18 protein-coding genes are annotated in these 24,378 nt (G+C 72.6%); 8 read left to right on the top strand and 10 right to left on the bottom strand.

The window, feature by feature from the left end:
* Positions 1-115: 115 nt before the first annotated feature.
* Complete coding sequence (def, locus tag ABD481_RS27150; protein WP_344668595.1) at positions 116-676, bottom strand: peptide deformylase; 561 nt, start codon at positions 674-676, stop codon at positions 116-118.
* 134 nt (positions 677-810) lie between these two features.
* On the opposite strand from def, the gene ABD481_RS27155 reads away from it, so the two are divergent.
* The 4 genes from ABD481_RS27155 to ABD481_RS27170 all read left to right on the top strand — a co-directional run bounded on the left by ABD481_RS27155 (position 811) and on the right by ABD481_RS27170 (position 3,930).
* Positions 811-1,092, top strand: a complete 282-nt coding sequence (locus ABD481_RS27155; protein ID WP_344668596.1) for a metal-sensitive transcriptional regulator — start codon at positions 811-813, stop codon at positions 1,090-1,092.
* 39 nt (positions 1,093-1,131) lie between these two features.
* Complete coding sequence (locus tag ABD481_RS27160) at positions 1,132-1,833, top strand: SIMPL domain-containing protein (protein WP_344668597.1); 702 nt, start codon at positions 1,132-1,134, stop codon at positions 1,831-1,833.
* Positions 1,834-1,920: 87 nt separating this feature from the next.
* Positions 1,921-2,715 (top strand): tetratricopeptide repeat protein, encoded by a 795-nt coding sequence (locus tag ABD481_RS27165; protein WP_344668598.1) that lies wholly within the window; start codon positions 1,921-1,923, stop codon positions 2,713-2,715.
* Between the two features lie 276 nt (positions 2,716-2,991).
* A complete protein-coding gene (locus ABD481_RS27170) occupies positions 2,992-3,930 on the top strand; it encodes a beta-ketoacyl-ACP synthase 3 (RefSeq protein WP_344668599.1) in 939 nt (312 codons plus the stop codon).
* Positions 3,931-4,105: 175 nt separating this feature from the next.
* On the opposite strand, the gene ABD481_RS27175 is transcribed toward ABD481_RS27170, so the two are convergent.
* From ABD481_RS27175 to ABD481_RS27200, 6 genes are all read right to left on the bottom strand, one after another.
* Complete coding sequence (locus tag ABD481_RS27175; protein WP_344668600.1) at positions 4,106-5,272, bottom strand: hypothetical protein; 1,167 nt, start codon at positions 5,270-5,272, stop codon at positions 4,106-4,108.
* Between the two features lie 1,130 nt (positions 5,273-6,402).
* A complete protein-coding gene (locus tag ABD481_RS27180) occupies positions 6,403-7,803 on the bottom strand; it encodes an FAD-dependent monooxygenase (RefSeq protein WP_344668601.1) in 1,401 nt (466 codons plus the stop codon).
* Positions 7,804-7,824: 21 nt separating this feature from the next.
* A complete protein-coding gene (locus tag ABD481_RS27185) occupies positions 7,825-9,081 on the bottom strand; it encodes an ABC transporter substrate-binding protein (RefSeq protein ID WP_344668602.1) in 1,257 nt (418 codons plus the stop codon).
* Positions 9,081-9,665: a GTP-binding protein gene (locus ABD481_RS27190; protein WP_344668603.1), complete on the bottom strand. Its 585-nt coding sequence runs from the start codon at positions 9,663-9,665 to the stop codon at positions 9,081-9,083. The genes ABD481_RS27185 and ABD481_RS27190 overlap by 1 nt, the downstream gene beginning before the upstream one ends.
* Entirely contained in the window at positions 9,665-10,099 is a 435-nt protein-coding gene (locus ABD481_RS27195; RefSeq protein ID WP_344668604.1) for a roadblock/LC7 domain-containing protein, read from the bottom strand. Before ABD481_RS27195 ends, ABD481_RS27190 begins: the two co-directional genes overlap by 1 nt.
* A 46-nt stretch (positions 10,100-10,145) precedes the next feature.
* The gene (locus ABD481_RS27200) at positions 10,146-13,154 is read right to left on the bottom strand and encodes a sensor histidine kinase (protein ID WP_344668605.1); all 3,009 of its coding nucleotides are present in this window, start codon (positions 13,152-13,154) and stop codon (positions 10,146-10,148) included.
* 258 nt (positions 13,155-13,412) lie between these two features.
* Between ABD481_RS27200 and ABD481_RS27205 the strand changes: the two genes are divergently transcribed.
* Positions 13,413-15,236, top strand: coding sequence for an ABC transporter transmembrane domain-containing protein (locus ABD481_RS27205; RefSeq protein ID WP_344668606.1), 1,824 nt, complete (start codon positions 13,413-13,415; stop codon positions 15,234-15,236).
* A 1-nt stretch (position 15,237) separates the two neighbouring features.
* The gene (locus ABD481_RS27210; protein ID WP_344668607.1) at positions 15,238-17,133 is read left to right on the top strand and encodes an ABC transporter ATP-binding protein; all 1,896 of its coding nucleotides are present in this window, start codon (positions 15,238-15,240) and stop codon (positions 17,131-17,133) included.
* On the opposite strand, the gene ABD481_RS27215 is transcribed toward ABD481_RS27210, so the two are convergent.
* Both ABD481_RS27215 and ABD481_RS27220 read right to left on the bottom strand, forming a co-directional pair.
* Positions 17,106-18,224, bottom strand: a complete 1,119-nt coding sequence (locus tag ABD481_RS27215) for a DUF4037 domain-containing protein (RefSeq protein ID WP_344668608.1) — start codon at positions 18,222-18,224, stop codon at positions 17,106-17,108. The genes ABD481_RS27210 and ABD481_RS27215 overlap by 28 nt on opposite strands.
* Entirely contained in the window at positions 18,221-19,399 is a 1,179-nt protein-coding gene (locus ABD481_RS27220) for a GlxA family transcriptional regulator (protein ID WP_344668609.1), read from the bottom strand. Before ABD481_RS27220 ends, ABD481_RS27215 begins: the two co-directional genes overlap by 4 nt.
* A gap of 71 nt (positions 19,400-19,470) precedes the next feature.
* Here ABD481_RS27220 and ABD481_RS27225 point away from each other — a divergent pair, with 71 nt between their 5' ends.
* Complete coding sequence (locus ABD481_RS27225) at positions 19,471-20,442, top strand: NADP-dependent oxidoreductase (RefSeq protein ID WP_344668610.1); 972 nt, start codon at positions 19,471-19,473, stop codon at positions 20,440-20,442.
* A 113-nt stretch (positions 20,443-20,555) separates the two neighbouring features.
* On the opposite strand, the gene ABD481_RS27230 is transcribed toward ABD481_RS27225, so the two are convergent.
* Complete coding sequence (locus ABD481_RS27230; RefSeq protein ID WP_344668611.1) at positions 20,556-21,533, bottom strand: GNAT family N-acetyltransferase; 978 nt, start codon at positions 21,531-21,533, stop codon at positions 20,556-20,558.
* 418 nt (positions 21,534-21,951) lie between these two features.
* On the opposite strand from ABD481_RS27230, the gene ABD481_RS27235 reads away from it, so the two are divergent.
* Positions 21,952-24,084 (top strand): DUF6421 family protein, encoded by a 2,133-nt coding sequence (locus tag ABD481_RS27235; RefSeq protein ID WP_344668612.1) that lies wholly within the window; start codon positions 21,952-21,954, stop codon positions 24,082-24,084.
* Positions 24,085-24,378 lie beyond the last annotated feature (294 nt).

Consider the following 24,378-nt stretch of genomic DNA (forward strand, 5'->3'; position numbering starts at 1 on the left):
GGCCGGTGAGGCGGCTGGTCGGTCAGTCGGTCAGCCGGTGAGCCAGCTGGTCAGCCGGTCAGCCCAGCCGGTCGGCCGGTCGGCCGGTGAGTCAGCCGGCCAGCCCGCCGACCCGTCAGCTCGCCGCGCCCACTTCCGCGGCCTTCTCGGCCTGCATGCGCTCCATCTCGGCCAGCACGCTCTTGCGCTGCCGCTTGCTCAGCCGGTCGATGTACAGGCGGCCGTCCAGGTGGTCGGCCTCGTGCTGGAGGCAGCGGGCGAAGTAGCCGGTGCCCTCGATCGTGATGGGCTCGCCCTTGACGTCGAATCCGGTGATCACGGCGTAGTCGGGCCGGGCCAGCTCGTGGTGCGGTCCGGGCACGGACAGGCAGCCCTCGGGGGAGTCGTCCAGCTGGCGGCGGTCCGGGGGCAGCTCGGCGAGCGTCGGGTTGACCACGTGGCCGACGTGCCGGACGTCGTCGTCATCGGGACAGTCGTAGACGAAGACGCGCAGCGCCACGCCGATCTGGTTGGCGGCAAGGCCCACGCCCTCGGCGGCGTACATCGAGGCGAACATGTCGTCGATGAGGGTCGCGAGGTCCTCGTCGAACTTCTCGACCGGGGCGCACGGGTGGTGCAGCACCGGGTTGCCGACGACGGTGATGGGGTGGACGGTGCCGGATCCGGAGGGGCTCATGGCGTTAATCTTACGGGTCCGTGCTGTTCAGCCCGTTACTCTGGGTAGGTAGTCCGGGAACAGGGACGCGGGCGGGACGGTTACCCCATGGGGGTACAGTTTCAGGCCGACGACGACGGATGGGGAAGCGGGCCATGCACGGGTACACCGACCGCAAGGACGACTACAACAAGCGGCTGCGCCGGATCGAGGGCCAGGTCCGCGGCTTGCAGCGGATGGTGGAGGAAGACAAGTACTGCATAGACATCCTCACCCAGATCTCCGCGGTGACGAAGGCTCTGCAGTCGGTGGCCCTGGGACTGCTGGAGGAGCACGTGGCGCACTGCGTCGCCGACGCCCTGGCCAGCGGCGGCCCGGAGGCGGACGCCAAGGTCAAGGAGGCCAACGAGGCCATCGCCCGCCTGGTTCGCTCCTAAGCGGGGCGCGGTCGGCGCGGCTGCGGCAGACTGGCGGGTATGACGCAGCAGGCGGACAAGCCCGCCGGTACCCCCATCGTCGTCAGCGTCCGCGGGGAGGCCAATCTGGAGGCCGACCCGGAGCTGTGCGAGTTCGCGGTCACGGTCACCGCCCGCGACCGTGACCACCGCACCGCCCTGGAGCAGCTGACCCGCCGTAACAAGGAACTCCTGGACCAGGTCAAGGCCGACTACGGGGACGCGCTGGAGAAGCTGGAGACCGGCCGCTTCGGCGTCTACCCGGAGTGGCGCAGCCGCAAGTCCGACAAGGTCGGGCCGTACCAGGGCTCGGTCCGCGTCCGGATCGTCGTGAAGGACTTCGCGGTCCTCGGCGAGATGGTGACCAAGCTCGCCGACGGCGAGGGCCGCGCGGTCGACGGCCCCTATTGGAGCCTGCGCCGCGACTCCGAGGTCTACCAGCGGGCCCGCACCGAGGCCGTGAGCGAGGCGCTGCGCCGCGGCCACGAGTACGCCGAGGCGGTCGGCTCGACCCTGGTGGAGCTGCTGGAGCTGGCCGACACCGGGATGTCGGGCGGGAGCGCGGCGCATCCGCAGGGGCGGGCGGTGTACGCGATGGCTGCGTCCGCGCCGGGCGGAGCCGCGTACGACGGGCCGCCGGCGCTGGACCTGGAGCCGGTGCGGCAGACGGTCTACGCGGCGGTGGAGGCGCGGTTCTCGGCGACGCAGCCGGCGAAGCTTTGAGCACACGCCCTACCGAGCCGGGAAGCTTTAAGTGGCCGTCCCGCCGAGCCGGGGAATCTTCCCCGTTTCCGGGGTGTTACATCCGGCATGCAGATCGAGATCTGGGCCGATGTCGCCAACCCGTGGACCCACGTCGCCGCCGAGCGGCTGCGCGCCGCGCTGGCGACGGCGGACGCCCCGGCCGAGCCGGTGTGGCGTCCGCTGCTCGCCGACGCCGCCGATCCCCTGGCACCGCGCGAGGCGCTTCGGCTGCTGGTACTGGCCGAGGAGCACGGCGGGCCGGAGCTTCAGGACCGGGTCGCGCGGGAGCTGTTCGCCTCGCACGACATCCGGGACGCCGCCGAGCTGGCCGCCGTCGCCGAGCGTGGCGGCTTTCCCGAGGGCGGCGCGCTGCTGGCCTCCGACGCCGGACGGTCCCGGCTGCGCGAGCTGCTGCTGATCGGCAAGGCGCGGGGGATCGGGGTGTCGCCGACGCTCGCGGTCGGGGAGCGGCAGCTGGAGTTCGCCATGTCGCCGGCCACGATCGCCGAGTTCCTCGCCGAGTGCGCGGACGTGCGGCTGCTGCCCGAGGAGGTGCGGCGGCTGCGTTGGGCCGAGGCGCTGGTCGGGCTCGGCGACCCGCTGGGCGCGCTGGTGCTGCTGGAGCCGATGCGGGCCGAGCACGGCGAGGACCCGAACGTCCGCCGGGTGGCGGCGTCGGCGTACTTCGGCTCGGCGCAGCTGGGCCGGGCTCGCGCCGTGCTGGAGGCGATTCTCGCCGACTGCCCGGACGACTCCTACGCCCGGGTGATGCTCGGCAAGACGCTGAAGCGCCAGGGCCGGGCCGCGGAGGCGGAGACGCACCTGCGGATGGCCGCGGCGATGACGCCTGCGTACGCGTAGGCGGGCACTGGGCAGCCACTGGGCAACCACTGGGCAGGCATCGGGCGGGCTCCGGGCGGGCTCCCTTGCGCACGACCCGGCGTCCAGTGGCGGTTTACCGCCGCGCAACGTCGATGGAGCACTCTGACAGGTGCCTATGGAGGAACCCTCCAGATCCGACACGATCGGCTTTGGGGCTTCCGTGACGACAGCGCCGTACGTCAGCACGCGAGGATCGTAGGAGCAAGGGAGCAATCGTCGGGAGGCAGCTCCCGCGAGCAGACAAGGAGGGCCGGCGTGCCCGGTTCCCGGATCGTGGCCCTGGGCCACAGCCAGCCCGACCGCGTCCTGACCAACGCCGACGTGAGTCGGCTGGTCGACACCAGCGATGAATGGATCACCTCCCGCGTCGGAATCCGCACCCGCCGGATCGCCGAGCCGGGGCAGACCGTCGACGAGTTCGCCGCGGCCGCCGCGGCCAAGGCGCTGGCCGGGGCCGGAATCGCGGCGGTGGAGGTGGACCTGGTGCTGGTCGCCACCAGCACCGCCGGCGCGGCCAGCCCGAACACCGCCGCGCGGGTGGCGGCCCGGCTCGGCATGGCGGCGCCGGCCACCATCGACGTCAACGTCGTGTGCTCCGGCTTCACCCACGCCCTGGCGCTGGCCGACCAGGCCATCCGCTGCGGCCAGGCGGCCACCGCGCTGGTGATCGGCGCCGACTTCATGAGCTCGGTCACCGACTGGACCGACCGCACCACCGCCGTGCTGGTCGGCGACGGCGCCGGCGCGGCCGTGGTGACCGCCGCCGACCGGCCGGGGATCAGCCCCGTACTGTGGGGCTCGGTGCCCGAGCAGGGCCGCGCGGTGGTCATCGAGGGCAGTCCGAACCGCTTCTCCCAGCAGGGCCAGGCGGTGTTCCGCTGGACCACCACGGCACTGCCGGCGGTGGCCCGGCAGGTGTGCGAACGCGCCGGGGTGACGCCGGAGGAGCTGGCCGGGGTGGTGTTCCACCAGGCCAACCTGCGGATCATCGAGCCGCTGGCGGCCAAGCTCGGTGCGGTCAACGCGGTGGTGGCCAAGGACGTCGTCGACTCCGGCAACACCTCGGCGGCGTCGATCCCGATAGCGCTGGCCAAGCTCGTCGAACGGCGGGAGATCCCGGCCGGGGCGCCGGTGCTGCTGTTCGCCTTCGGGGGGAACCTGTCCTACGCCGGGCAGGTTATCGACTGCCCCTGAGTTCGACCCCGAGTTCGACCCTGAGTTCGACCCCGAACACGGGCGAGCCCGCAGATTCCGGCCTTGGGACCGGAACCCACGGGCTTGCCCGATGGCTTGATTCGGCTGTTGATTCGGTGGTGTTTCGGTCAGTTCACGGCTGCTTCAGCAGCTTTGGTTCCTTCGGCCGCTTCGGCTACTTCGACGTGTACGTCGCGAAGAAGTCCGTCGGCAGCGGAGCCCCCGTCCCGTCGAAGCAGTCCACCGACCGGATCAGCAACGTCCCGCCGGCATTGATCCACGCCGGCCCGCCGCCGAGCTCGCCGAACCGGCAGAACCCCGGCCCGGGACCGAACGCCGTGACGTTGGCCTCGGAGAACGGCGTGGCCGTCGGGCCGATGACCGGCATCTTGATGCCGATCCCGGCCGGAGCCACCGCCCCGCTGGTCACCGTGCCCCACCCGGTCGCACTGTCCAGGTTGGTCAGCGGCGGCGCCGTGGCCTGCTGCCAGAAGTAGCCCCAGCCGTACGGGCTCAGGCCCCGCAGATCCAGCTTGTACTGGTACGTCAGGGTCCAGCGGGTGTCCACCGGCGTACCCGACGCCCCGGCAAAGCACAGCACCGTCGGCAGCTGCGTACCCCCAGCGTTCACCCACTTGCCGACCTTGCACCGCGCCGGCGCCCCACTGGCCGTGACCTGCCCGGTGACCTGCAGATCACCCCCGAGCCCGGTGCCCGTCGGCCCGACCCCCGGCAGCTTGATCTGCCAGACCCCGATACCGAGATGGGCGACCGACAACGGCGCCCCCGAGGAGTCGAACTGCGCCAGCAGCCCCGACGCCCCGTCGCTCTGCGCATACGCGAGATCCGGCGTCGGCGGCCCGGTGTAGGTGGCCGACAACCAGTTGATGGAGAACCCGGTCGGGAACAACGCCGCACCGCCGCCGGTGAGCACCCAACAGCTCACCTTCACCAACTCGTCCGCCCCGGACTGGAAGTAGGCATCCGGCTCACACCACGCCGGCGGCTGCGGCACCGGATTCCCGGTCTTGGCCAGCGCGGTGACGTGCACAACCCCCTGCGACGCCCCGACCCCGGGGAACGTCACCAGGTAGGTACCCCCGCCCCCCGACACCGTCCCCACACTGGAGACACTGGTGATCGAGTTGGTCAACGGCCCGGGCAACGGCCCGGACGGGTCCAGGTACCCGTAGCCCCACACATTGGGCAGCGCGGCATGCGCGGCCCGAGCCGGCAGGAAGGCCGACATGCTGCCCACGACCAGCGCGAACAACGTCAGCAAGATTCTCAAGCGGCGCGGCCGACGGCCCGAGTCGGCGCGCGCGAAGGCGATGGCTGGCATCACGATCCCTCCCGAGCGGCCGGCGGCACGCGCCGGCCGAAGACTGATGTGCCCGATGAGCCTGGCATCAGAATGCTGCGACCAGGTCGGCTCGGAAAGGCGGGGGATGCTGAGCGGGACTGGTTGGCGTGATTCGGTCAGGGGGAAGGAGGAAGGGGGGAGCTAAAGCTAAAAGCTAAAGAGCGAAAAGCTAGGGCAAGGCAGGCGCCTCCGGCGGGGACCTCTGATCCCTCGGAGAACTGGCGCCAGCTCCATAGGTGGGCCCGGCTAGTCCCTGCGCTGGCGGTTGGTGAGGTGGGGGTTTGTTCCCCTCGCTCACGTCGGCAGCCCTACGGGTACAGCACCGCCGCCCAGGTATCAAGTCCATGCCGGAACCTTATTGTTCTAGCGATGCGGTTGGGCTTGCATGAACTTGACACCTGGTCGGCGGTACTGTAGGCAAAGCCCTGCCGACGTGACCGAGGAGAACAAACCAAAACCCAGGGAGAGGACTGAAGGATCCGGGGGCGGTGGGCGGTCACTTCAGCCATCCGGCCGCCGGTGGAGCAAGACTTCGGCCGCCGGTGAAGCCAGCCTTCGGCCGCCGGTGAAGCAGGTCTTTTGGGGTACCGGCGCGGCAGGTCTTTGGGGTGCTGGCGCGGGAGGCCTTCAGCTGTCCGCCGCTTTTGCTTTGAACCTTCCCGGCGGCCGTAGTCAGCAAGGCGCTCAGCCCCCTACCCAGTGATTGTCAGCTCTCTCCCTGGGTTTTTGGTTTGTTCTCCTCGGTCACGTCGGCAGGGCTTTGCCTACAGTACCGCCGACCAGGTGTCAAGTTCATGCAAGCCCAACCGCAGCACTGGGACTCTTACCGCAGCGGCATGGACTTGATACCTGTGCGGCGGTGCTGTACCCGTAGGGCTGCCGACGTGAGCGAGGGGAACAAACCCCCACCTCACCAACCGCCAGCGCAGGGACTAGCAGGGCCCACCTATGGAGCTGGCGCCAGTTCTCCGAGGGATCAGAGGTCCCCGCTGGAGGCGCCTGCCTTTTGCTTTTCACAGCTCTTGACTTTGATCTTCAGCCCTTGACCTTCCTTCTTCCCACCCACAACCAGCCCCCTCACAAGCCAGCCCCTTCACAAACCAGCCCCCTCACAAAGGCCTCCCACCCATAACAGTCCCATCAGACCCCCGCATCAACTCATCAAGCCACCCCAACAACCCCGCCTCCTCAAACGCCCCCCAATCCGGCACCTCCACCACCTGCGCCTGCCCAATCCGACGAGCCAGCGCCACAACCGAGTGCCCAGCCGGCCGCCGCGCAGCGTCGTAGCGCCGTGCCAAGTCCTCCGCGTCGGCAGCCTCCGGCCAAAGCTGAGCCAGCACGGCAGCATCCTGAACCGCCTTCAGCGCACCCGCGCCAGCGTGTGGGCGGCTCACCGCTCCGGCGTCGCCGAGCAGTAGCAGACGCCCCTGGGCGAAGGCGGGGGCTTCGAGGTCGTACATGGGCTGGATGAACACGTCCTCGCGGTCGGTGGTGCGGATCGCGTCGGCCCAGAACGGCGGTAGCTGGCGGCTGACCACCGTCTCCAGGTAGTCCAGCAGCACCTCCGATGCCGCGCCCGGCGGCACGCTGGTGGCGGCGGCGCTCACATCCGTCGTCAGTCCCGTCCCCAGTCCCGTCCCCAGTCCGGTCCCCAGTTCCGGCGGCACGGTGGAGAACAGAACCCAGTTGAGCGCAGTACCACCGCTGTCGGCCGGGATCGGGTAGGCGACCAGGTGGCCGGTGGCGTGTCCGACGGTGAAGAACGCCTCCTCGGGCAGTCCCGCGATGCGGGTCATGTCGCCCAAGCCGCGCCAGCACAGGTAACCCGCGTACTGCGGCACCACGCCCGGGAACATCGCCTCGCGGACCACTGAGCGGTAGCCGTCGGCGCCGAGCACCAGGTCGAAAGACTCCGTGTCGCCGTCGGCCAGCACCAGGTCGGCGCCGGTGGTGGTGGGCCGCACCGCGAGGACCGGCGAGTCCGGCCGGTAGTCGACCCGTTCGGGCAGCCGCCCCCGCAGGTAGCGGTAGAGCTGACCCCAGCTGTGGCTCGTGAACGGGAACGGGTGCGAACCCAGCAGCTTGCCCATCGGCGGGTCCTCGACGTGGTCCTCAGCCAAGTCCTCGGCCAAGTTCCCAGCCAGGTCCTCGGCCAAGTTCTCGCCCCAATTGTCGCCCCAGTTCTCGCCCCGATTCTCGCCCCGATTCTCGGAGAGGCTCCCGCCCTCCCGAGCGAACCACAACCGCCTCTCCGCGCGGAGTCCCGGCAGGGAAGCGTCCAGGAAGCCGGCCGCCGCCAGTTCGGCGTACCGGTGGCGGTGGATCGCGATGCCCGCGCCCCGGTCCCGCAGGATTCCCGCAGAGCGTTCGAACACGACGACGTCGGCATCCGGTTGGGCCTCGGCGGCGGCCAGCGCTCCCGCGCACCCTGCGACGCTGCCGCCGACCACCGCGATCCGCGCGACGCCCGTCAGCCCCGCCCCCACTGCTTCCGCAGCCCCCGTCATGGTGTCTCCCTCCGCCGCACCTCAGTCCGGCAGCGTCGCCAACTCCTGGAGCTCCACATTGGCCAGCGACGTGCCGTCGGTCTGTACCCGTCGCAGATACCACTTCTGGATCGGTGCATGCGTCGCGGTCGCGAACTGCCACGCTCCGCGCGGGCTGTCGATCCGCCCCAGCGCCGCGATCGCGGCGTTGATCGCCTCGGCCCCGGCGTTGGGCCCGGCCTTCGCGGCCGCCTCGTCGAGCAGCGCCGCCGCGTCGTAGCCAGTCAGGGCGTAGACGCTGGGCTGCTGCCCACCGTGCCCGGCCGACCAGGCGGACACGAACGCGCGGTTCTCGGCGGTGTCGACATCGGGGGAGTAGTCCAGCACCGAGGTGATGTTCGCGGCGGCCGGCCCCTCCAGGGTGAGCAGCGAGCCGTCGGTGACGAACCCGGCGGCGAACAGCGGCACGTTCCGCACCGGCGACATCGCGTACTGCTGCACGAACCGCACCGCCTCCATCCCGGTGAAGGAGCAGTACACCGCCTTCGCCCCGGAGGCCTTGATCGCGGCCAGGTAGCTGGTGAAGTCGGTGGTGTCCTCCGACTGGGTGAACTCCGCCCGGCCGGAGGCGTTGGCCAGCTGCCCGCCGAGGGCGGTGAAGTAGTCGGTGAACCCGCGGATCTGCTCCCACCCGCCGGGGTAGTTGCCGCCGATCGCGTATACCGGGCCTTTTATATGCGAGTAGATATATGGCGCGATCGCAGTGCCGGGGTCCGTGGACATGAAGGCGACGTTCCACACGTAGTGGATATCGCTCATGTCCGGCCGCGCCACCACGCCGACCAGCGGCACATGCACCGAGTTGGTGATCGGCGCCACCGCCTCGAAGCTCGTTCCGCTGATCGGCCCCACGATCGCCTGCGCGCCGTCGCGCAGCAGGTGCTGCACGCCGATCGTGGCGTCCCGCGCGGCGGTGCCCTCGTCGGCGGAGGCCACCGTCGCCGGCCGCCCGCCGAGCCGTTCGCCGTGCTGGGTGAGGTAGAGGTGGAAGCCGTCGTTGACGTCCTCCGCGATCGAGCTGTAGGGGCCGGAGGCGCTCAGCAGCAGCCCGACCACGAGCGGCTTGGCACCGGCCGGCGCGTACTCCACCGTGCCCGCCGCCGCCCCCGCTCCCGCTCCCGCCCCGGCCTCCGAGCCGGACCCGGAGTTCCATCCGCCGCCGCAGCCCGCCGCCGCCGCGGTGGAGGCCGCGGCCAGCGCCAGCGCGGCGAAGGCCCGGCGCCTGCGGCCCCCCGCCATCAGTTCACCTGGCCGTCGGGCTCGTCGCCGCGCAGCCGCTGCTGGGTGATCGCGTGCTCCAGCAGCGTCACCAGCACCCCCTTGGCCGAGTCCCGGCGCCGGGCGTCGCAGATCATCAGCGGCGTGTCGTCCTCCAGCGCGAGCGCCTGCCGCAGCTCCTCGTGCCCATAAGCCTGCGCACCGTCGAACTGGTTCACCGCGATCACGTGCGGTATCCGCCGGTCCTCGAAGAAATCGATGACCGCGAACGCGTCGCCGAGCCGCCGCACATCGGCCAGCACCACCGCGCCCAGCGCGCCGCGCGAGAGCTCCTCCCAGAAGAACCAGAACCGCTCCTGGCCCGGAGTGCCGAACAGGTACAGGATCAGGTCCTCGGCGATGGTGATCCGGCCGAAGTCCATCGCCACCGTGGTGCTGCGCTTGGCCGGGATCAGATGCACGTCGTCCAGCCCCAGCCCGGCCTGCGTCATCTCGGCCTCGGTGGTCAGCGGCTGGATCTCCGAGACCGCCCCGACCAGCGTCGTCTTCCCGACGCCGAAACCGCCCGCCACCACGATCTTCGCGGCCACCGTGGGCGTCCCCATCAGCGCGCCCCGGCCACGCCGTCGGCCAGCATCCGGGACCGCGCCACCGGTGTCAGCGTCGGGCCGACCTGGTTGATCAGCTCGGCCATGGAGTACGACACCTGGCCGATGTCGCACTCGCGCCGCGCGTAGACCAGCAGCGAGGCGCCGTCGCTGACCGCCATCGAGAACAGGAAGCCCTCGCCCAGCTCGGTCAGGTTGCTGCGGACCGGCGACGACTCCAGCAGCCGCGCGGCCCCGGCCAGCAGGCTGACCAGCCCGGCGGCCACCGCCGCCAGCTGGTCGGCCTGGTCCTCGGCCAGGTCCGGGGAGGCGGCCACGACGATCCCGTCGGCGGAGACCGCCAGGGCGTGCACCACCCCCGGAACGCGCTGCGCGAAGTCGTTGAGCAGCCAGTCGAGGCTGCCCTGCTGGTCGGATACGGGTTCGCTCATGGGGCGGTGTCCTGGGGGTAGGGAATGGGAGGGTGTTGCGATACTGCTACGGTTTCGGGCCCCTGCCGCCGGTCAGCCCGCGCGCGTAGGCGGCCATGGTGGCCGCGACGCGCTCCGGGTCGCGGTCGGCGGGAGCCTTGGAGGACTCGGACCGGGCCTCGCGCGACGCCGAGGCGCCGCGCCGGGCCTCCTTCGGAAGCTTGGTCTGCGGGATCCGCACCGGCAGCCCGTTCACCGTGACCGGCGTCGGCGCGTCGGCCGGATCAGCGGGGGAGTCGGCGGTCGGGCCGGCGGCCGGGCCGGCGATGGACGCGGAGTCGGAATTGGTGGCGGAAGCAGAGCCGGAACTGGCGGCAGAAGTGGACTCGGAGCTGGTGGCCTTATCCGCAACCAGGCCCGCGGCGACGGCCGGCGCGGCACGCCGGTGGGTGAGCAGCTGCCGATCGGCGGCATCGGGCTCGCCGGCCAGCTCAGCGGTGTAGCCGCCGGCCGGAGTCGTGGCCCGATCGGAGGCCGAAGCGGAAGCGGCAGTGGCAGCAGAACCGGAAGTGGAACTGGAAGCGGAACTGGAAGCGGAACTGGAAGCAGAAGCGGGAGCGGGAGCAGAAGTGTGAGCGGAAGCGGAAGCGGAAGCGGAAGCGGGAGCGGAAGCAGAAGCCGGAGCAGCAGCAGAAGAAGAATCAGAAGCCGCAGCGGAATCAGAACCAGAACCAGAACCAGCACCAGCACCAATCCCGCCAACACCGTTCACCGGCCGCTGCCCGAACCCCGCCAGCTTCGTCGCCAGCTCGGTGTACGCGGCGGCAGGCTCACCGTCCAAATCAGCGGCCCGACCATCCGGTCCGACCTCCCCAGCCCGCACCACCTCCACCGCCCGCGCCGGTATCAGCACCGGCACCTCACCGCTGTCCTCGCCGAACGGCAGCTCGGGCCAGTCGCCCGCGTCCCAGCCGGCGTCCCAGCCCGCCTCCCAGTCCGGATCCCGCTCCCGCCCGGCGCCGTCCGCCGCGCCGGTCCGCCCCAGCGCGGACAGCGGAGTGGCGTCCTTGACGCTGCCGGTGCCACCCGCGTCCACCCCGCCGACCGTAGCGGGGTCGCCCTCGGAATCCGGTCCGGCCGCCACGATCGCCAGCGGCAGGCCCACCTCCGCCACCGTCCCGCCACCCGGCCGGGCCCGCAGCTCCACCTCGACGCCGTACCAGGCCGCCAGGTGCGCCACCACGGTCAGCCCCATCGCCCGCACCGTCTCGCTGTCCACCTGCCGCGGCGCGGCCAGCCGGGCGTTCAGCTCCGCGCGCCGCGCCGGCGTCATCCCGATCCCGCGGTCGGCGATCTGGACGATCACCCGGTCGGTCATCCGCCGGGCCTCCACCGTCACCCGGCTCCCGGGGGCGGAGAAGGTCGTGGCGTTGTCCAGCAGCTCCGCGCACAGGTGCACCAGGTGGTCCACGGCCTGCGGCGCGATCACGATCGTGGTGTCGACGTCCTCCAGGTCCACCCGCGTGTACCGCTCGATCCGGCCCAGCGCGGCGCGCAGCACGTCCAGCAGCTGCACCCCGCGGTCCCGGACCCGCGCCGTCCCCTCGCCGCCGAGCACCAGCAGGCTCTCGTTGTTCCGCGTCATCCGCGCCGCCAGGTGGTCCAGCACGAACAGCCGCGCCAGCCGGTCCGGGTCCTGCTCGGTGCGCTCGGCCCGGTCCAGCTCGGAGGTCAGCGCGCCGGTCAGGCGCTCGCCGCGGCGCGCCAGCGCCACGAACGTGGCGCCCACACCGGCCCGCAGCAGCACCTGCTCGGCGGCGGTGCGGATGGCCTCGCGGTGCACCGAGTTGAACGCCTTGGCCACCGCCGCCAGCTCGTCCTTGGGATCCTCGGGCCGGACCTTCGCCGAACCCCGCCGCAGCGGACGCCGGTGCGCCAGCGCCAGCGCGTCCCCGGCCTGGTCGGCGAACTCCTCCGGGCTGCGCCCGGTCAGCGACTCGGTGGCGCGCAGCTCCTCCACCGCGGCCGGCAGCCGCTCGAAGGCCACCGCGTGCGCGGCGTCGCGCAGCTGCCGCAGCCCCCGGACCATCGGCCGGCCCAGCCGCAGGCTGATCATGATCACCAGCAGCGCGGTCCCGGCGATCGCCGCGGCCTCGGCCTCGGCGGTGCGCCGGGAGTGGTCGCGCAGCGCGGCGATGGCGTTCAGCGTGGTGCTGTCCATCTGCTCGCGGACCTCGTCCAGCGCGTCCCGGCGCACGCTCATCGACCGGGCGAACTGGGCCTTGTCGATCCGCAGGGTCTCGCCCGGGGCCAGCCGCGCCACCTGGTCCTCGTACTGCTGCGCGGTGAGCAGCGCCGGGTTCGTCATCGCCTCGTCCGGACGCGACCGCCACTCGGCCGGCGCCTGCGTGTCGAAGGACTCCATGGCGTCGGCGAACAGCTGCCGGTCCCGGGCGATGGAGGACACCGCGGCCGGCGTCATCGGGATCCCGACCGCCGAGCGCAGCACGTCGGACTCCTCCTGCCCGGTGGCCTCGGCGGCCTGGTAGAGCAGGTTCGCGGCCTGGATCTTGGTGGCGATCTGCTGCGGGGCGGCCCCGACGCTGGCCACCGAGTCCCGGAACTGCGCCAGGTCGGCGATGGCGATCCGGTACTGGAACACCACCGAGGACAGCGCCGGCGCGGCCTGCGAGCGCAGCTGGGTGCGCAGCGGCGCCAGGCCGTCGAGCTCGGCCTGGATCCGGGCCAGCAGGTCCCGGGTCATCTGCGGGGTCTGCGACAGCGCGGCGACCTGCGCCCGGAAGTCGGCGATCGCCGCGTCGGTCTGGCTGATCTGGGCCTCGACCTCGGCGGTGGGCGTCGGGTCCGGGCCGGTGAGCAGCAGCGCCATCATCGTGCGCTCGTCCTGCAACTGGCAGATCAGGCGTCCGGCGGCGCTGGAGGTGTGCATCAGGGACCACAGATGCTCACCCCGCATCGTGTCGCCGGCCGACGCGGTCAGCGCGACGGCGCCGAAACCCGACACCGCGGCGAGCGGGACGGCGACCAGAACGCCGAGCCTGCGCGTGATCCTCAAAACGGCCCCTCGCAGTGAAGCTGACAGGGTACTTGCGTGGTGTGAGCCCCTCCGCGACCCCGGTCCGAGGCTCGTCGAGCTGGGCCTGGGCCGGGAACCGATGGGGTAGGGCGTGCAGGTGGTGCAAGGGGGGTGCGCTCATCCAAGCGGCACCGGGGGACCTGAGTCAAGCCTCGAACAGGCGACGGGGTCGGCGCAGGTCACGAAGCCGGAGAAAACGGGTGGCCGCCCCTCGCCGGGCCGGTCTACCGTTCGATCATGCGCCACCTCCCCGAGCCGGACCCCGGCACCCCCGACACCCGCTCGGCGACCCGGTTCCTGTTCTGGCTGGTCCGCAAGCAGTGGACGACGATGACCCTCGGCGCGTTCTGGGGCGTGGTGTGGATGGTCAGCCAGGCCCTGATGCCGGCCGCGGTCGGCCGGACCATCGACGCCGGCGTCACCGCCAAGAACTCCGGCGAGCTGTGGCGCTGGGCGGCCGCGGTGCTGGCGCTGGGCTGCGTGACCGGCGTGGCCGGGGTGCTCCGCCACCGCTGCGCGGTCACCAACTGGCTCACCGCCAGCTACCGCACCGTGCAGCTGACCGCGCGGCAGGCCACCGAGCTCGGCGCCACCCTGCCCAGCCGGATCGCCACCGGCGACGTGATCGCGATCGGCACCGCCGACACCTCCAACATCGGCAGCACGATGGACGTCTCGGCCCGCTTCACCGGCGCCCTGGTCTCGATCGTGGTGGTGGCCGTGCTGCTGCTGGCCGCGGACCTGCGCATCGGCCTGACCGTGCTGATCGGCGTGCCGCTGATCACCGCCCTGGTGGGACCGCTGCTCAAGCCGATGCACCGCCGCCAGAGCGAGGTCCGGGCCCTCCAGGGCCGCCTGACCGGCCGCGCCAACGACATCGTGGCCGGGCTGCGCGTGCTGCGCGGGATCGGCGGCGAGCCGGAGTTCGCCCAGCGCTACCGCGCCGAGTCCCAGCAGCTGCGCGCGGCCGGGGTCCGCGTGGCCCGGGTCGAGTCGCTCCTGGAATCGGCCCAGGTGCTGCTGCCCGGCCTGTTCGTGGTCGGGGTGACGTGGCTGGCGGCGCGGCTGGCCATCTCCGGGGACATCACCGCCGGCCAGCTGGTGGCCTTCTACGGTTATGCCGCGTTCCTGGTGATCCCGCTGCGGACCATCACCGAGGCCTGGGGCCGGTTCCTCAAGGCCCATGTGGCGGCGACCCGCGTGGTGACGGTGCTGGCGTTGCGGAACCCGTTGCGGCAGGGGACCGAGTCCGTGCCCGCCGACGCATCGCGCACCGGCCCGGCGGCCGGCACGGGCGCCCTGGCCGACACCCGCACCGGCGTGGCCTTCGCCCCGGGCACCTTCACCGCCGTCGCCTCCGCCGACCCCGCCGAGGCCATCGACCTCGCCGACCGCCTCGGCCGCTACCGCCAGGCCGAAGGCGTCACCCTCGACGGCGTTCCGGTCGACGCCTTGCCGCTGTCCCGGCTCCGCCGACGCATCCTGGTCGCCGACAACGACGCGCGCCTGTTCGCCGGACGGCTCGCTGACGAATTGACTCCCGCCGCGAACGGCGTCCACTGCCCGATCGGAGCACAGAGATCGCCCGGACAACCGATACCGCCCGGGCAACCAACACCATCCGGACAACCGACACCAATATCCGACCCCCTGGTCTTCTCTCCCACCGCCGCCCTCCACACCGCCGCCGCCGAGGACATCGTCGAAGCCCTCCCCGAAGGGCTGGACTCCGCCATCACCGAGCGCGGACGCTCCTTCTCCGGCGGCCAGCAGCAGCGCCTCCGCCTGGCCCGCGCCCTGCTCGCCGACCCCGAGGTGCTGCTCCTGGTCGAGCCGACCAGCGCGGTCGACGCCCACACCGAGGCCCGGATCGCCGACCGGCTGGCCCGGGCCCGCAGCGGCCGCACCACCGTGGTCTTCACCACCAGCCCGCTGATGCTCGACCGCGCCGAGAACGTGGTGTTCCTCGTCGGCGGCCGCGCCGTCGCCGAGGGCCGGCACCGCGAACTGCTGGCGACCGTGCCCGCCTACCGGGCCACCGTGACCAGGGAAGAGGACTGACATGGCCGCGGCACCCGCCCCGCCCCCCGAGAACCCCGCCCGGCAGGCGCTGCCCGTCGCCGCCTACCCCGAGGTGCGCCGGTACGCCGCGCACGTCGCCCGCAACCGCGGCCGCGACCTCGGCCTGACCGTCGCCCTGTTCGCGCTCGCCGCGGTCGCCGGGCTGTTCGGCCCCCGGCTGCTCGGCGCGCTGATCGACGGCGTCCAGCACGGCACCACCGCCGGCCACGTCGACGTCGTCGTCGGCCTGATCGCGCTGTTCCTGGTGCTCCAGACCGTGCTGACCCGCTACGCCAACCTGGCGGCCGGCAAGTTCGGCGAGGGCGTGCTGGCCGAGCTGCGCGAGAACTTCGTGGCCCGGGTGCTGGAGCTGCCGCTGTCGGTGGTCGAGCGGGCCGGCAGCGGCGACCTGCTGTCCCGGTCCTCCCGCGACGTCGACGCCCTGAGCCAGGCCGCGCGCTTCGGCGTCCCGACCACCCTGGTCGCGCTCGTCACCACCGCCCTGACCCTGGTGGCGCTGGCCCTGGTCAGCCCGTGGGCGATGCTGCCGCTGCTGGTGATCGTGCCCCCGATCTGGGTGGTGTTCCGCTGGTACCTCAAGCGCGCCCCGGCCGGCTACCTCGCCGAGAGCGCCCGCTACGCCGACATGACCGACGGCCTCACCGAGACCGTCGACGGCGCGCGCACCATCGAGGCCCTCGGCCTCCAGCAGCGCCGCGTCGACCGCACCGACGAGGACATCCGCCGCCAATACGCCGCCGAGCGCTACACGCTCTACCTGCGCTGCGTGTTCTGGCCCACCGCCGAGTCCTGCTACATCGTGCCGGTGGCGCTGACGCTGCTGCTCGGCGGCCTGGGCTACATCCACGGCTGGTTCAGCCTCGGCCAGGTCACCGCCGCCACCATCTATATGCAGCAGATCATGGGCCCGATCGACGAGATGCTGGCCTGGGCCGACCAGCTCCAGGTCGGCGGCGCCTCGCTGGCCCGGCTGCTCGGCGTGGCCGGCGTCCCGGCCGACCGCGAGCCCTCCGGCGCCCGGCCCAGCGGCGAGGACCTGGTCGCCGCCGACGTCCGCTACTCCTACATCCCCGGCCGCGAGGTCCTGCACGGCGTCGACCTGTCGGTGCGCGCCGGCGAGCGCCTGGCGATGGTCGGCCCCTCCGGCGCCGGCAAGTCCACCCTCGGCCGCCTGCTGGCCGGCATCCACGGCCCCACCGAGGGCTCGGTTGCGGTCGGCGGCGTGCCGCTGGTGGAGCTGCCGCTGGGCGAACTGCGCGGCCAGGTGGCCCTGGTGAACCAGGAGCACCACGTCTTCGCCGGCACCGTCCGCGACAACGTGGTCCTGCCCCGCCCGGAGGCCTCCGACGCCGAGGTCGGCGCGGCGCTCGCCGCCGTCGACGCCCTGACCTGGGTCGAAGCCCTGCCCGAAGGGCTGCACACGGAGATCGGCGCCGAGGGCCGCACCCTGTCCCCGGCCCAGGCCCAGCAGCTGGCCCTGGCCCGCCTGGTCCTGGCCGACCCGCACACCCTGGTGCTGGACGAGGCGACCTCGCTGATCGACCCCCGCGCCGCCCGCCACCTGGAACGCTCGCTGGCGGCGGTGCTGGAGGGCCGCACCGTGATCGCCATCGCCCACCGCCTGCACACCGCCCACGACGCCGACCGGGTGGCCGTCGTCGAGGACGGGGTGATCGCCGAGCTCGGCAGCCACGAGGAGCTGGTGGCCGCCGACGGCGCCTACGCCGGGCTCTGGGAGTCCTGGCACGGCCGCGGGGCCGCGGCCGGGGAACGGATCGAGACGGCCAAGCAGGTCGAGACGGCCAAGCAGGTCGAGACGGCCGAGCGGATCGAGACGGCCGAGCGGGTTCAGCGGGTCGACACCGTCGAGAGATAGGCGCCGCGCGTGACCTCGGCCCGCCCGAGGAAGTCGGTGCTGTCGGCGAACTGATCGACAGCACCGGTCGGCGGCAGCGCCCGGATCCCGGGATCGGAGACGCTCTCGAACAGCGCCCGGGCGAACCGATCGGCCCCGATCACCCGGAACGGCCGCTCGTAGTACGGACGCGTCGCCGGATCCTGCGGCTCGGCCAGCCCGAGCGCGTTGTGCATGGCCGCCACGTGCTCGTACGCCGGGACCAGCTGCGCCTCCCGCCCCTTCCAGTCCGTGGCGGCCAGCGCCCCGAGCAGATACGGGGACAGCGTCACCGCCGCGACCGTCCCGCCGAACGCCGAACCGAGCCACTTGCTGTAGGGCGGATACCGCCGCTCCATCAGCAGCACCAGCCGCATCAGGTCCCTGACCAGCCGCGCCGTCACGACCGCCGACCCGAGCTCGTCGCCGACCTCCCCGCAGCGGCCGACGAACGCCTCCTCCTGCGAGATCCGCTGCCACTGGCAGGCCAGCACATACCGCCACAGGTCCCGCGGATACCAGGCCAGGCGCTCGCGGTCGGCCTCCAGCTGCCCGAGCCCGTCGTGGAACACCGCGCCCGCGGTGACCTCCACCAGCCGCTGCGTCGGCGTGGCCAGCCAGTCCGCGACGGTGACGCCCGCCGACGGCGTGAAGCCCAGCCGCCCGGTCAGCCAGCCGTCGACGTCGGCGATCTCGACCCGGTGGTGCACCGGGCCGTCGGTGAGCCGCATGTACCGGAGGCCGTCGGTCCCGTCGACCGTGTCGGCCGCGCCGGTCGGCGCGAAGTTGGTCGGGTAGCCCAGGAACGTCTTCGGGAGCTGATCCGCCAGCGCCGCCCAGATCCGCTCGCCGTGCGCGGCCAGGTCGCCGGGGGACAGGAACAGCTGCGTCCGCGGCCCCCACTCGTGATCGGCGGACCGCGCCGTGTCGAAGCCCAGCACCTCCGAGCCGCCGCCCAGCCGCGCCGCCGAGTGCTCGACGCCCGGCGCCGTCGCCTCGACGATCGGCCGCACAGCCTCCTGATAGAACCGCCGCGACAGCTCCAGCCCCGGGACGAACTCCGGCTCGCTCATCGTGTCGCTCCCGCTCCTGCTCCAGCTCCAGCCCCTACTTCGGTACCCGTCGCCACTCCGACTCCCGTTCCCACTCCGACTCCCACTCCCTGGAAGGTCTTCCGATACACCTGCGGCGAGACCCCGATCGAGGTCCGCAGGTGCTGCCGCATCGAGGTCGCCGTCCCGAACCCGGCGCGCTCGGCGACCCGGTCGATCGGCAGGTCGGTGGCCTCCAGCAGCTGCCGGGCCAGGTCGACGCGCTGCCCGGTGAGCCACTGGCCCGGGCTCTGCCCGGTCTCGGTGCGGAACTGCCGCGTGAACGTGCGCACGCTCATGCCTGCCCGCGCCGCCAGCTCGGGCAGCGTCAACGGCTCGTGCAGGTGCTCCAGCGCCCAGGCGCGCGCCGGGCCGGTGCCGGTCGCCGACGGCTCCGGGACCGGCCGCTCGATGTACTGCGCCTGGCCGCCGTCGCGCGACGGCGGCACCACGCAGATCCGCGCCGTCAGGTTGGCCACCCGGCTGCCGTGGTCGGTGCGGATCAGGTGCAGGCACAGGTCGATGGCGGCGGCGACCCCGGCCGAGGTGAGCACGTCGCCGTCGTCGATGAACAGCACGTTCGGATCCACGCGCAGCGCCGGGAACTGCTCCTCCATCCGCTCGGCCTGGTTCCAGTGCGTGGTCACCGGGCGACCGTCGAGCAGGCCCGCGGCGGCGAAGACATAGGCGCCGGTGCACAGCGCGACCTTCCGCGCGGTCGAGGGGATCAGCGCCAGCGCCTCGGCCAGCTCCGGCGGCAGCGGCGCGCCGGCGGCGAGGTCGTCCACGAACGGATAAGCCGGCGGGACGATCACGGTGTCGGCCTCGCGCAACGCTTCGGCACCGTGCTCGACCAGCAGCTGGTAGCCGTCGGTGGTGCGCACCGGCCCGGCGCTCAACCCGCAGGTCACCACGTCGTACAAGGGCTGGAGGTCGGCGTCGAGCGCGGCGCCGAACAGCCGGCTGGGGATCCCCAGATCGAACGGGATCACCCCGTCCAGGGCCAGCACCACGATCCGGTGCCGGGCGGCGCGCCGCGAGCCGGCGGTGGGCCGCGCGTCGGCGACGGCGGGCAGCGTGACCTGGCAGGGCAGGCCGGTCGCGGCCGGCGCGGTCGGCGTGGTCGGTGCGGTCGTCGTCTCCCAGTCCGAGCTCATGGCCCGATCCTTTCACACATTGGCCATCGGGCCACTTTCGAGGCCCCGCCCCGCTCGACCAGGCTGGACCCATGACAGAGCACAGCACCATGCGGGCCGTCGTCGCCGCCGAGGGCGGACCGGCCGACGTCCTCCGGCTCACCCGCGTCCCCAAGCCCCGACCCGAGATGACCGAGATCCTGGTCCGGGTGCACGCCGCCGCGATCAACCCCGCCGACTGGAAGACCCGCGCCGCCGGCGGCTGGGCCGGCCGCCGCGGGGTCACCGAGCAGGGCGCGATCCTGGGCTGGGACGTCTCCGGCGTCGTCGAGGCCGTCGGCCGCGGCGTCACCCTCTTCCGGCCCGGCGACGAGGTCTCCGGCATGCCGCTGTTCCCGCACTTCCCCGGCGGCTACAGCGAGTACGTCGTCGCCCCGTCCCGCCACTTCGCCCCCAAGCCCGCAGGCCTGACCCACGTCGAGGCCGCCGCGCTGCCCCTGGTCTCGCTCACCGCCTACCAGGCGCTGACCGACTACGCGAAGGTGCGGCCCGGCCAGCGGGTCCTGGTGCACGCCGCGGCCGGCGGCGTCGGCCACGTCGCCGTCCAGATCGCCAAGGCGCTCGGCGCCCACGTCATCGGCACCGCCGGCGCCGCCAAGCACGACTTCGTGCGCGGCCTCGGCGCCGACGAGGTGATCGACTACCGCACCGTGGACTTCGCCGACGCCGTCACCGGCGTCGACGTCGTGATCGACGCCATCGGCGGCGACTACTTCGACCGCTCGCTGCGCGTCATGAACCCCGGCGGCACCCTGGTCGCGCTGAACTACGACGTCGACCCCGCCATGCGGGAGCGCGCCACCGAGCGCGGCGTGGTCTCCGACTTCATGCTGGTCGAGCCCGACCGCGCCCAGCTGCTCGCGATCCGCGACCTGGTCGAGTCCGGCCGCCTGCGCCCGGTCGTGGCCGCGGAGCTGCCGCTGGCCGACGCCGCGAAGGCGCACGAGCTCGGCGAGTCCGGCCGGACCGCGGGCAAGATCGTGCTGCGGGTCGTCGAGGACTGAGGACCGCCTTCGAGCCTTGCGCCGAACCGGCCTCCCGCCGATCCGGCCCCCGGGCCACCCGCTCAGCCCGCTCGGCCCGTTCAGCCCCCTCCGCCCCGACGGCGCGGAGGGGGCTACCCGTCCAGCGCCCATCGCGTCGTCCGGATATGCGGCACGAACCCGGCGTTCTCGTACAGTCCGAACGCCCCGGTCGGATTCTCCGCGTCCACGACCAGGCTCGCGCGCTCGAACCCGTTCTCCTGCGCGGCCCGCAGCGCTTGGCTGAGCAACGCCCCGGCCACCCCGCGCCGCCGGTGCTCCCGCAGGGTCCCGATCAGCATGATGTAGGCGTCGCGCACCCCGCTGGCCTCGGTGTCGGCGTCCCAGCTGAGCGTCAGCAGCATGCCCACCGCCTCGCCGCCGTTTTGGTCGCGGAGCAGGAAGCTGACTTCCGGCCGCATGTTCCGGTTCGCGTACCGCACCGTCCACTGCTCCGCCGTCACCGGCGCGGCGCCCCAGTTGTCGCGGAACGCCTCGTTGCGGATCCGGTGGAACTCCGGGTCGGTCCCCGGCGACCAGCCCTCAAGCGCCAGCCCGCCCGGGACGGCCACCTCCTTGACGCTCCCGCCGAGCGGGTGCCGCATGTGCTGGAAGTACCGGACCGGCATGAATCCGAATGATGCGTAAAGGGCCTGCGCCCCGGCGACGGTGTCCAACCGCTGCACGTCGATGATCAACTTGAGGTTCGGGTGGATCCGGTCGTGCGCGGCGCGCGCGAGCTCGATCCCTTCCCGCAGCAGCCGGGTGCCGATGCCGCGCCGGCGGTGCGTCGGACGCACCGTGCCGTCGAGCAGGACCCGGTGTTCACCGGTGGCCAAGGGCCGGACCATCGCCGTCAAGTAGCCGACCAGGAGATCGCCGTCGAAGGCCGCGACGCTCGCGCGCGGCAGATCCAGGGTCGGGTCGGCCAGTTCCTCGGCGGCGTCCTCGGCGCTGTAGTGCTCCTCGCCGCCGTCCGCGTCCTCGGCGGCGTTCAACAGGTCCGCCAGGTATTCGGCGTCTGAGACAAGGAGTGGACGCCACGACAGATCGTCGGCAAATTCTGATGCCATGGAAACCGACCGTATGCGCGCCGGACTTCGGTCGCCACTGGAATATCGCGGGAACGTCGGCGAACACCCCCGGTCGGACCCGGGGCCGCGGACTCGGCACGGGCTCGGGACGGACCCGGGCTCGACTCGGCACGGGCTCGGGCTCGACTCGGCCTCGACTCGGGCTGCACTCGGACTGGACTCGGACTGGACCCGGGGTCCGACCGGACCGGCGCCGAGCCGCGCTGCTCACAAACAACTCCTGCGATCAAGGATTGATCCAGAAGGATTTTCAGCGGTAGACTGATCACACACAACTTCTTACATCGTCCCGTCCGATCATCGGATCCCCCGGCGATCGTCCCCCGATCCGGCGACCGCCTTCCCGACCGTCCCCGCGATCGGCCCCCGTCTTCCCCGACCCCCGGCGAGGTGACCTATGCGGCAGCACACGGGATTCCTGCGAGTCCTGTTCGACGAGGCGCACAGTGAGGCCTGGACCATCGATCCGGGATCCGCGCTGGCCATGAATCCCGTGAACCCGGCCGACGCCGGGTACACGCACGCCGCCGAGCTGCTGCGCGAGCGCGGCTACGCGGTCGAGGCGCACCGGGCCGGCCTGTTCACCGCCGAGACCCTGGCCGGGGCCGACACCGTGGTGATCGCGCACCCCGCCGACCCGGTCCGGGAGCGCACCACCGGCCTGGGCAGCCCGGTGCTCACCGTCGCCGAGCTCGACGCCCTGCAGGGCTACGTCGCCGCCGGCGGCGGCCTGGTGCTGCTGGCCGACAGCGAGCAGGACGCCGGCACCAACCTGACCGCCCTGCTGGCCCGGTTCGGCGTCGGCATCGAGCACCGCACCGTGCAGGACGCCGTCCGCCGGCACCAGGGCAACGCCCGCTGGGTGCTGGCCGATCGGGCCCGGCTGCCCGAGGGCCGGATCGAGGCCGAGGACGTGCTGGCCGGCGTCGCCGAGGCCTGCTTCTACCGCTCCGGGACGCTGTTCACCGCCGCCGACGCCGACGTGCTGCCGCTGCTGAACTCCTCGCCCACCGCCGACCCGGCCGACCGCCCGCTGGCCGTCGGCGTCCGGTTCGGCCGGGGCCGGGTCGCGGTCTTCGCCGACTCCGACATGTTCGGCGACGACTCGATCGCCGACTACGACCACCGCGCGCTCTGGCTCAACGCCGTGACCTGGTCCGCGCGCCGCCCGCAGCCCGACGCCCGGGCCGCCGCCGCCCACCCGGTGCTGGCCTCGCCGGCCTTCGCCGACCTCAAGGCCGCCGTCGAGGAACTGCGCCCGATGCAGTCCAAGGACGGCTCGGTGGACTTCGAGGCCGGCCACGACCGGGCCCGGGCCGAGGCCCTGGTGCTGCGGATCGGCGGCGCCGTGGAGGCGCTGGCCCCGGCCTTCCCGCACGACGCCGACTACCTGGCCGCGGTGCAGAAGGACCTGACCCGCTGGGCCGACGGCGGCTTCGGCGTGCCGGACTTCCTGGACGCCCTGGTCGCCTTCAACCCGGCCCGGGCCCGCGAGGGCGGCCGCGAGCACCTGGTGCTGTTCCCGATGTACACGCAGAACGGCAACCTGGACCGCAACTTCGAGGCGCTGGTGATCCGCGCGGTGTGGCCGGACTGGATCGCCGAGCTGGAGCGGGACAGGTATCCGAACCCGCAGTTCCTGCCGATCGAGTTCGCCGCCCCCGACGGCTTCACCCCCGGCTACGACACCAACAGCGCGGTGCTGTTCCCCGAGACCGTCGCGGTCCGGGAGACGCCGGTGTTCACCTGGGGCGCGATCTTCTGCGACCGGGAGGCCGCGCGCTTCCGCATGGTCACCTCGGCCGCCGCCCGGACCCTGAAGATGTCGCTGCCGCCGGACGCCGCGCGGCTGCTGGAGGACCAGCGGCTGACGCAGGAGGTGTTCGTGCTCTGGGACCTGGTCCACGACCGCACCCACAGCCACGGCGACCTGCCGTTCGACCCGTTCATGATCAAGCAGCGGATGCCGTACTTCCTGTACTCGCTGGAGGAGCTGCGCTGCGACCTGACCGCCTTCCGCGAGTCCGTGGCGCTGGAGCGGGACGGCGGCGCGGGCGCCTCGCACGCGCGCCTGGTGCAGTACGCGATCCTGTTCGACCGCCTGTTCCGCTTCCCGATCACCGGGGGCCGGGTCCGCAACTACGACGGCCTCGGCGGCCAGCTGCTGTTCGCCTACCTGCACCGGCACGGCGTGATCCGCTGGACCGACAACCGGCTGGCGGTGGACTGGACCCGGATCGCCGACGCCGTGATCGCCCTGGGCGTGGAGGTGGAAACCCTGTACCGGGGCGGCATCGACAAGCCCAAGCCGGCGCACTGGATGGCCGCCTACCAGCTGGTGGCGAGCTACGTGGCGCCGAACCCGGCGTCGGTGTGGGCCCGCGGGGCCGAGGCGCTGCCGCTGGACGGGCCGCCGAAGGGCCTGGTCGACGCGGTGCTGCCGGACGAGTTCCCGCTGTCGATGTTCTACGAGGCCCTGAGCAAGAAACTGGCACCGGTCGTGGAGGCGACGCGCGGCGTGACCGGCTGAGCGGGCCCCGGCCGCCATATCCTTGTCGCTTGTCCCGCCCGCCTGTGGGACCCGCCCGCGGGATCCGCCCATGGGTTCCGCCTGTTGGACCTGCCCGTGGGATCCGCCCGTTGGACCCGCTCGGCCGCACCGAGCGCGATGATCGGAGATCGCAGCACCATGAGTCTGAACACCGAGTCCGTGGTCGTGGTGGCCGGCGCCGCCGCCGGTGCCGCCGGTGCCGTGGTGCGCGCCCTGACCGCCGCCGGGGCCGCCGTCCTGGCCGTGGACGCCGGCGCCGACCACGCCGAGCGC

It is taken from the genome of Catenulispora yoronensis (assembly GCF_039531695.1).
GTDB classification, from domain to species: domain Bacteria; phylum Actinomycetota; class Actinomycetes; order Streptomycetales; family Catenulisporaceae; genus Catenulispora; species Catenulispora yoronensis.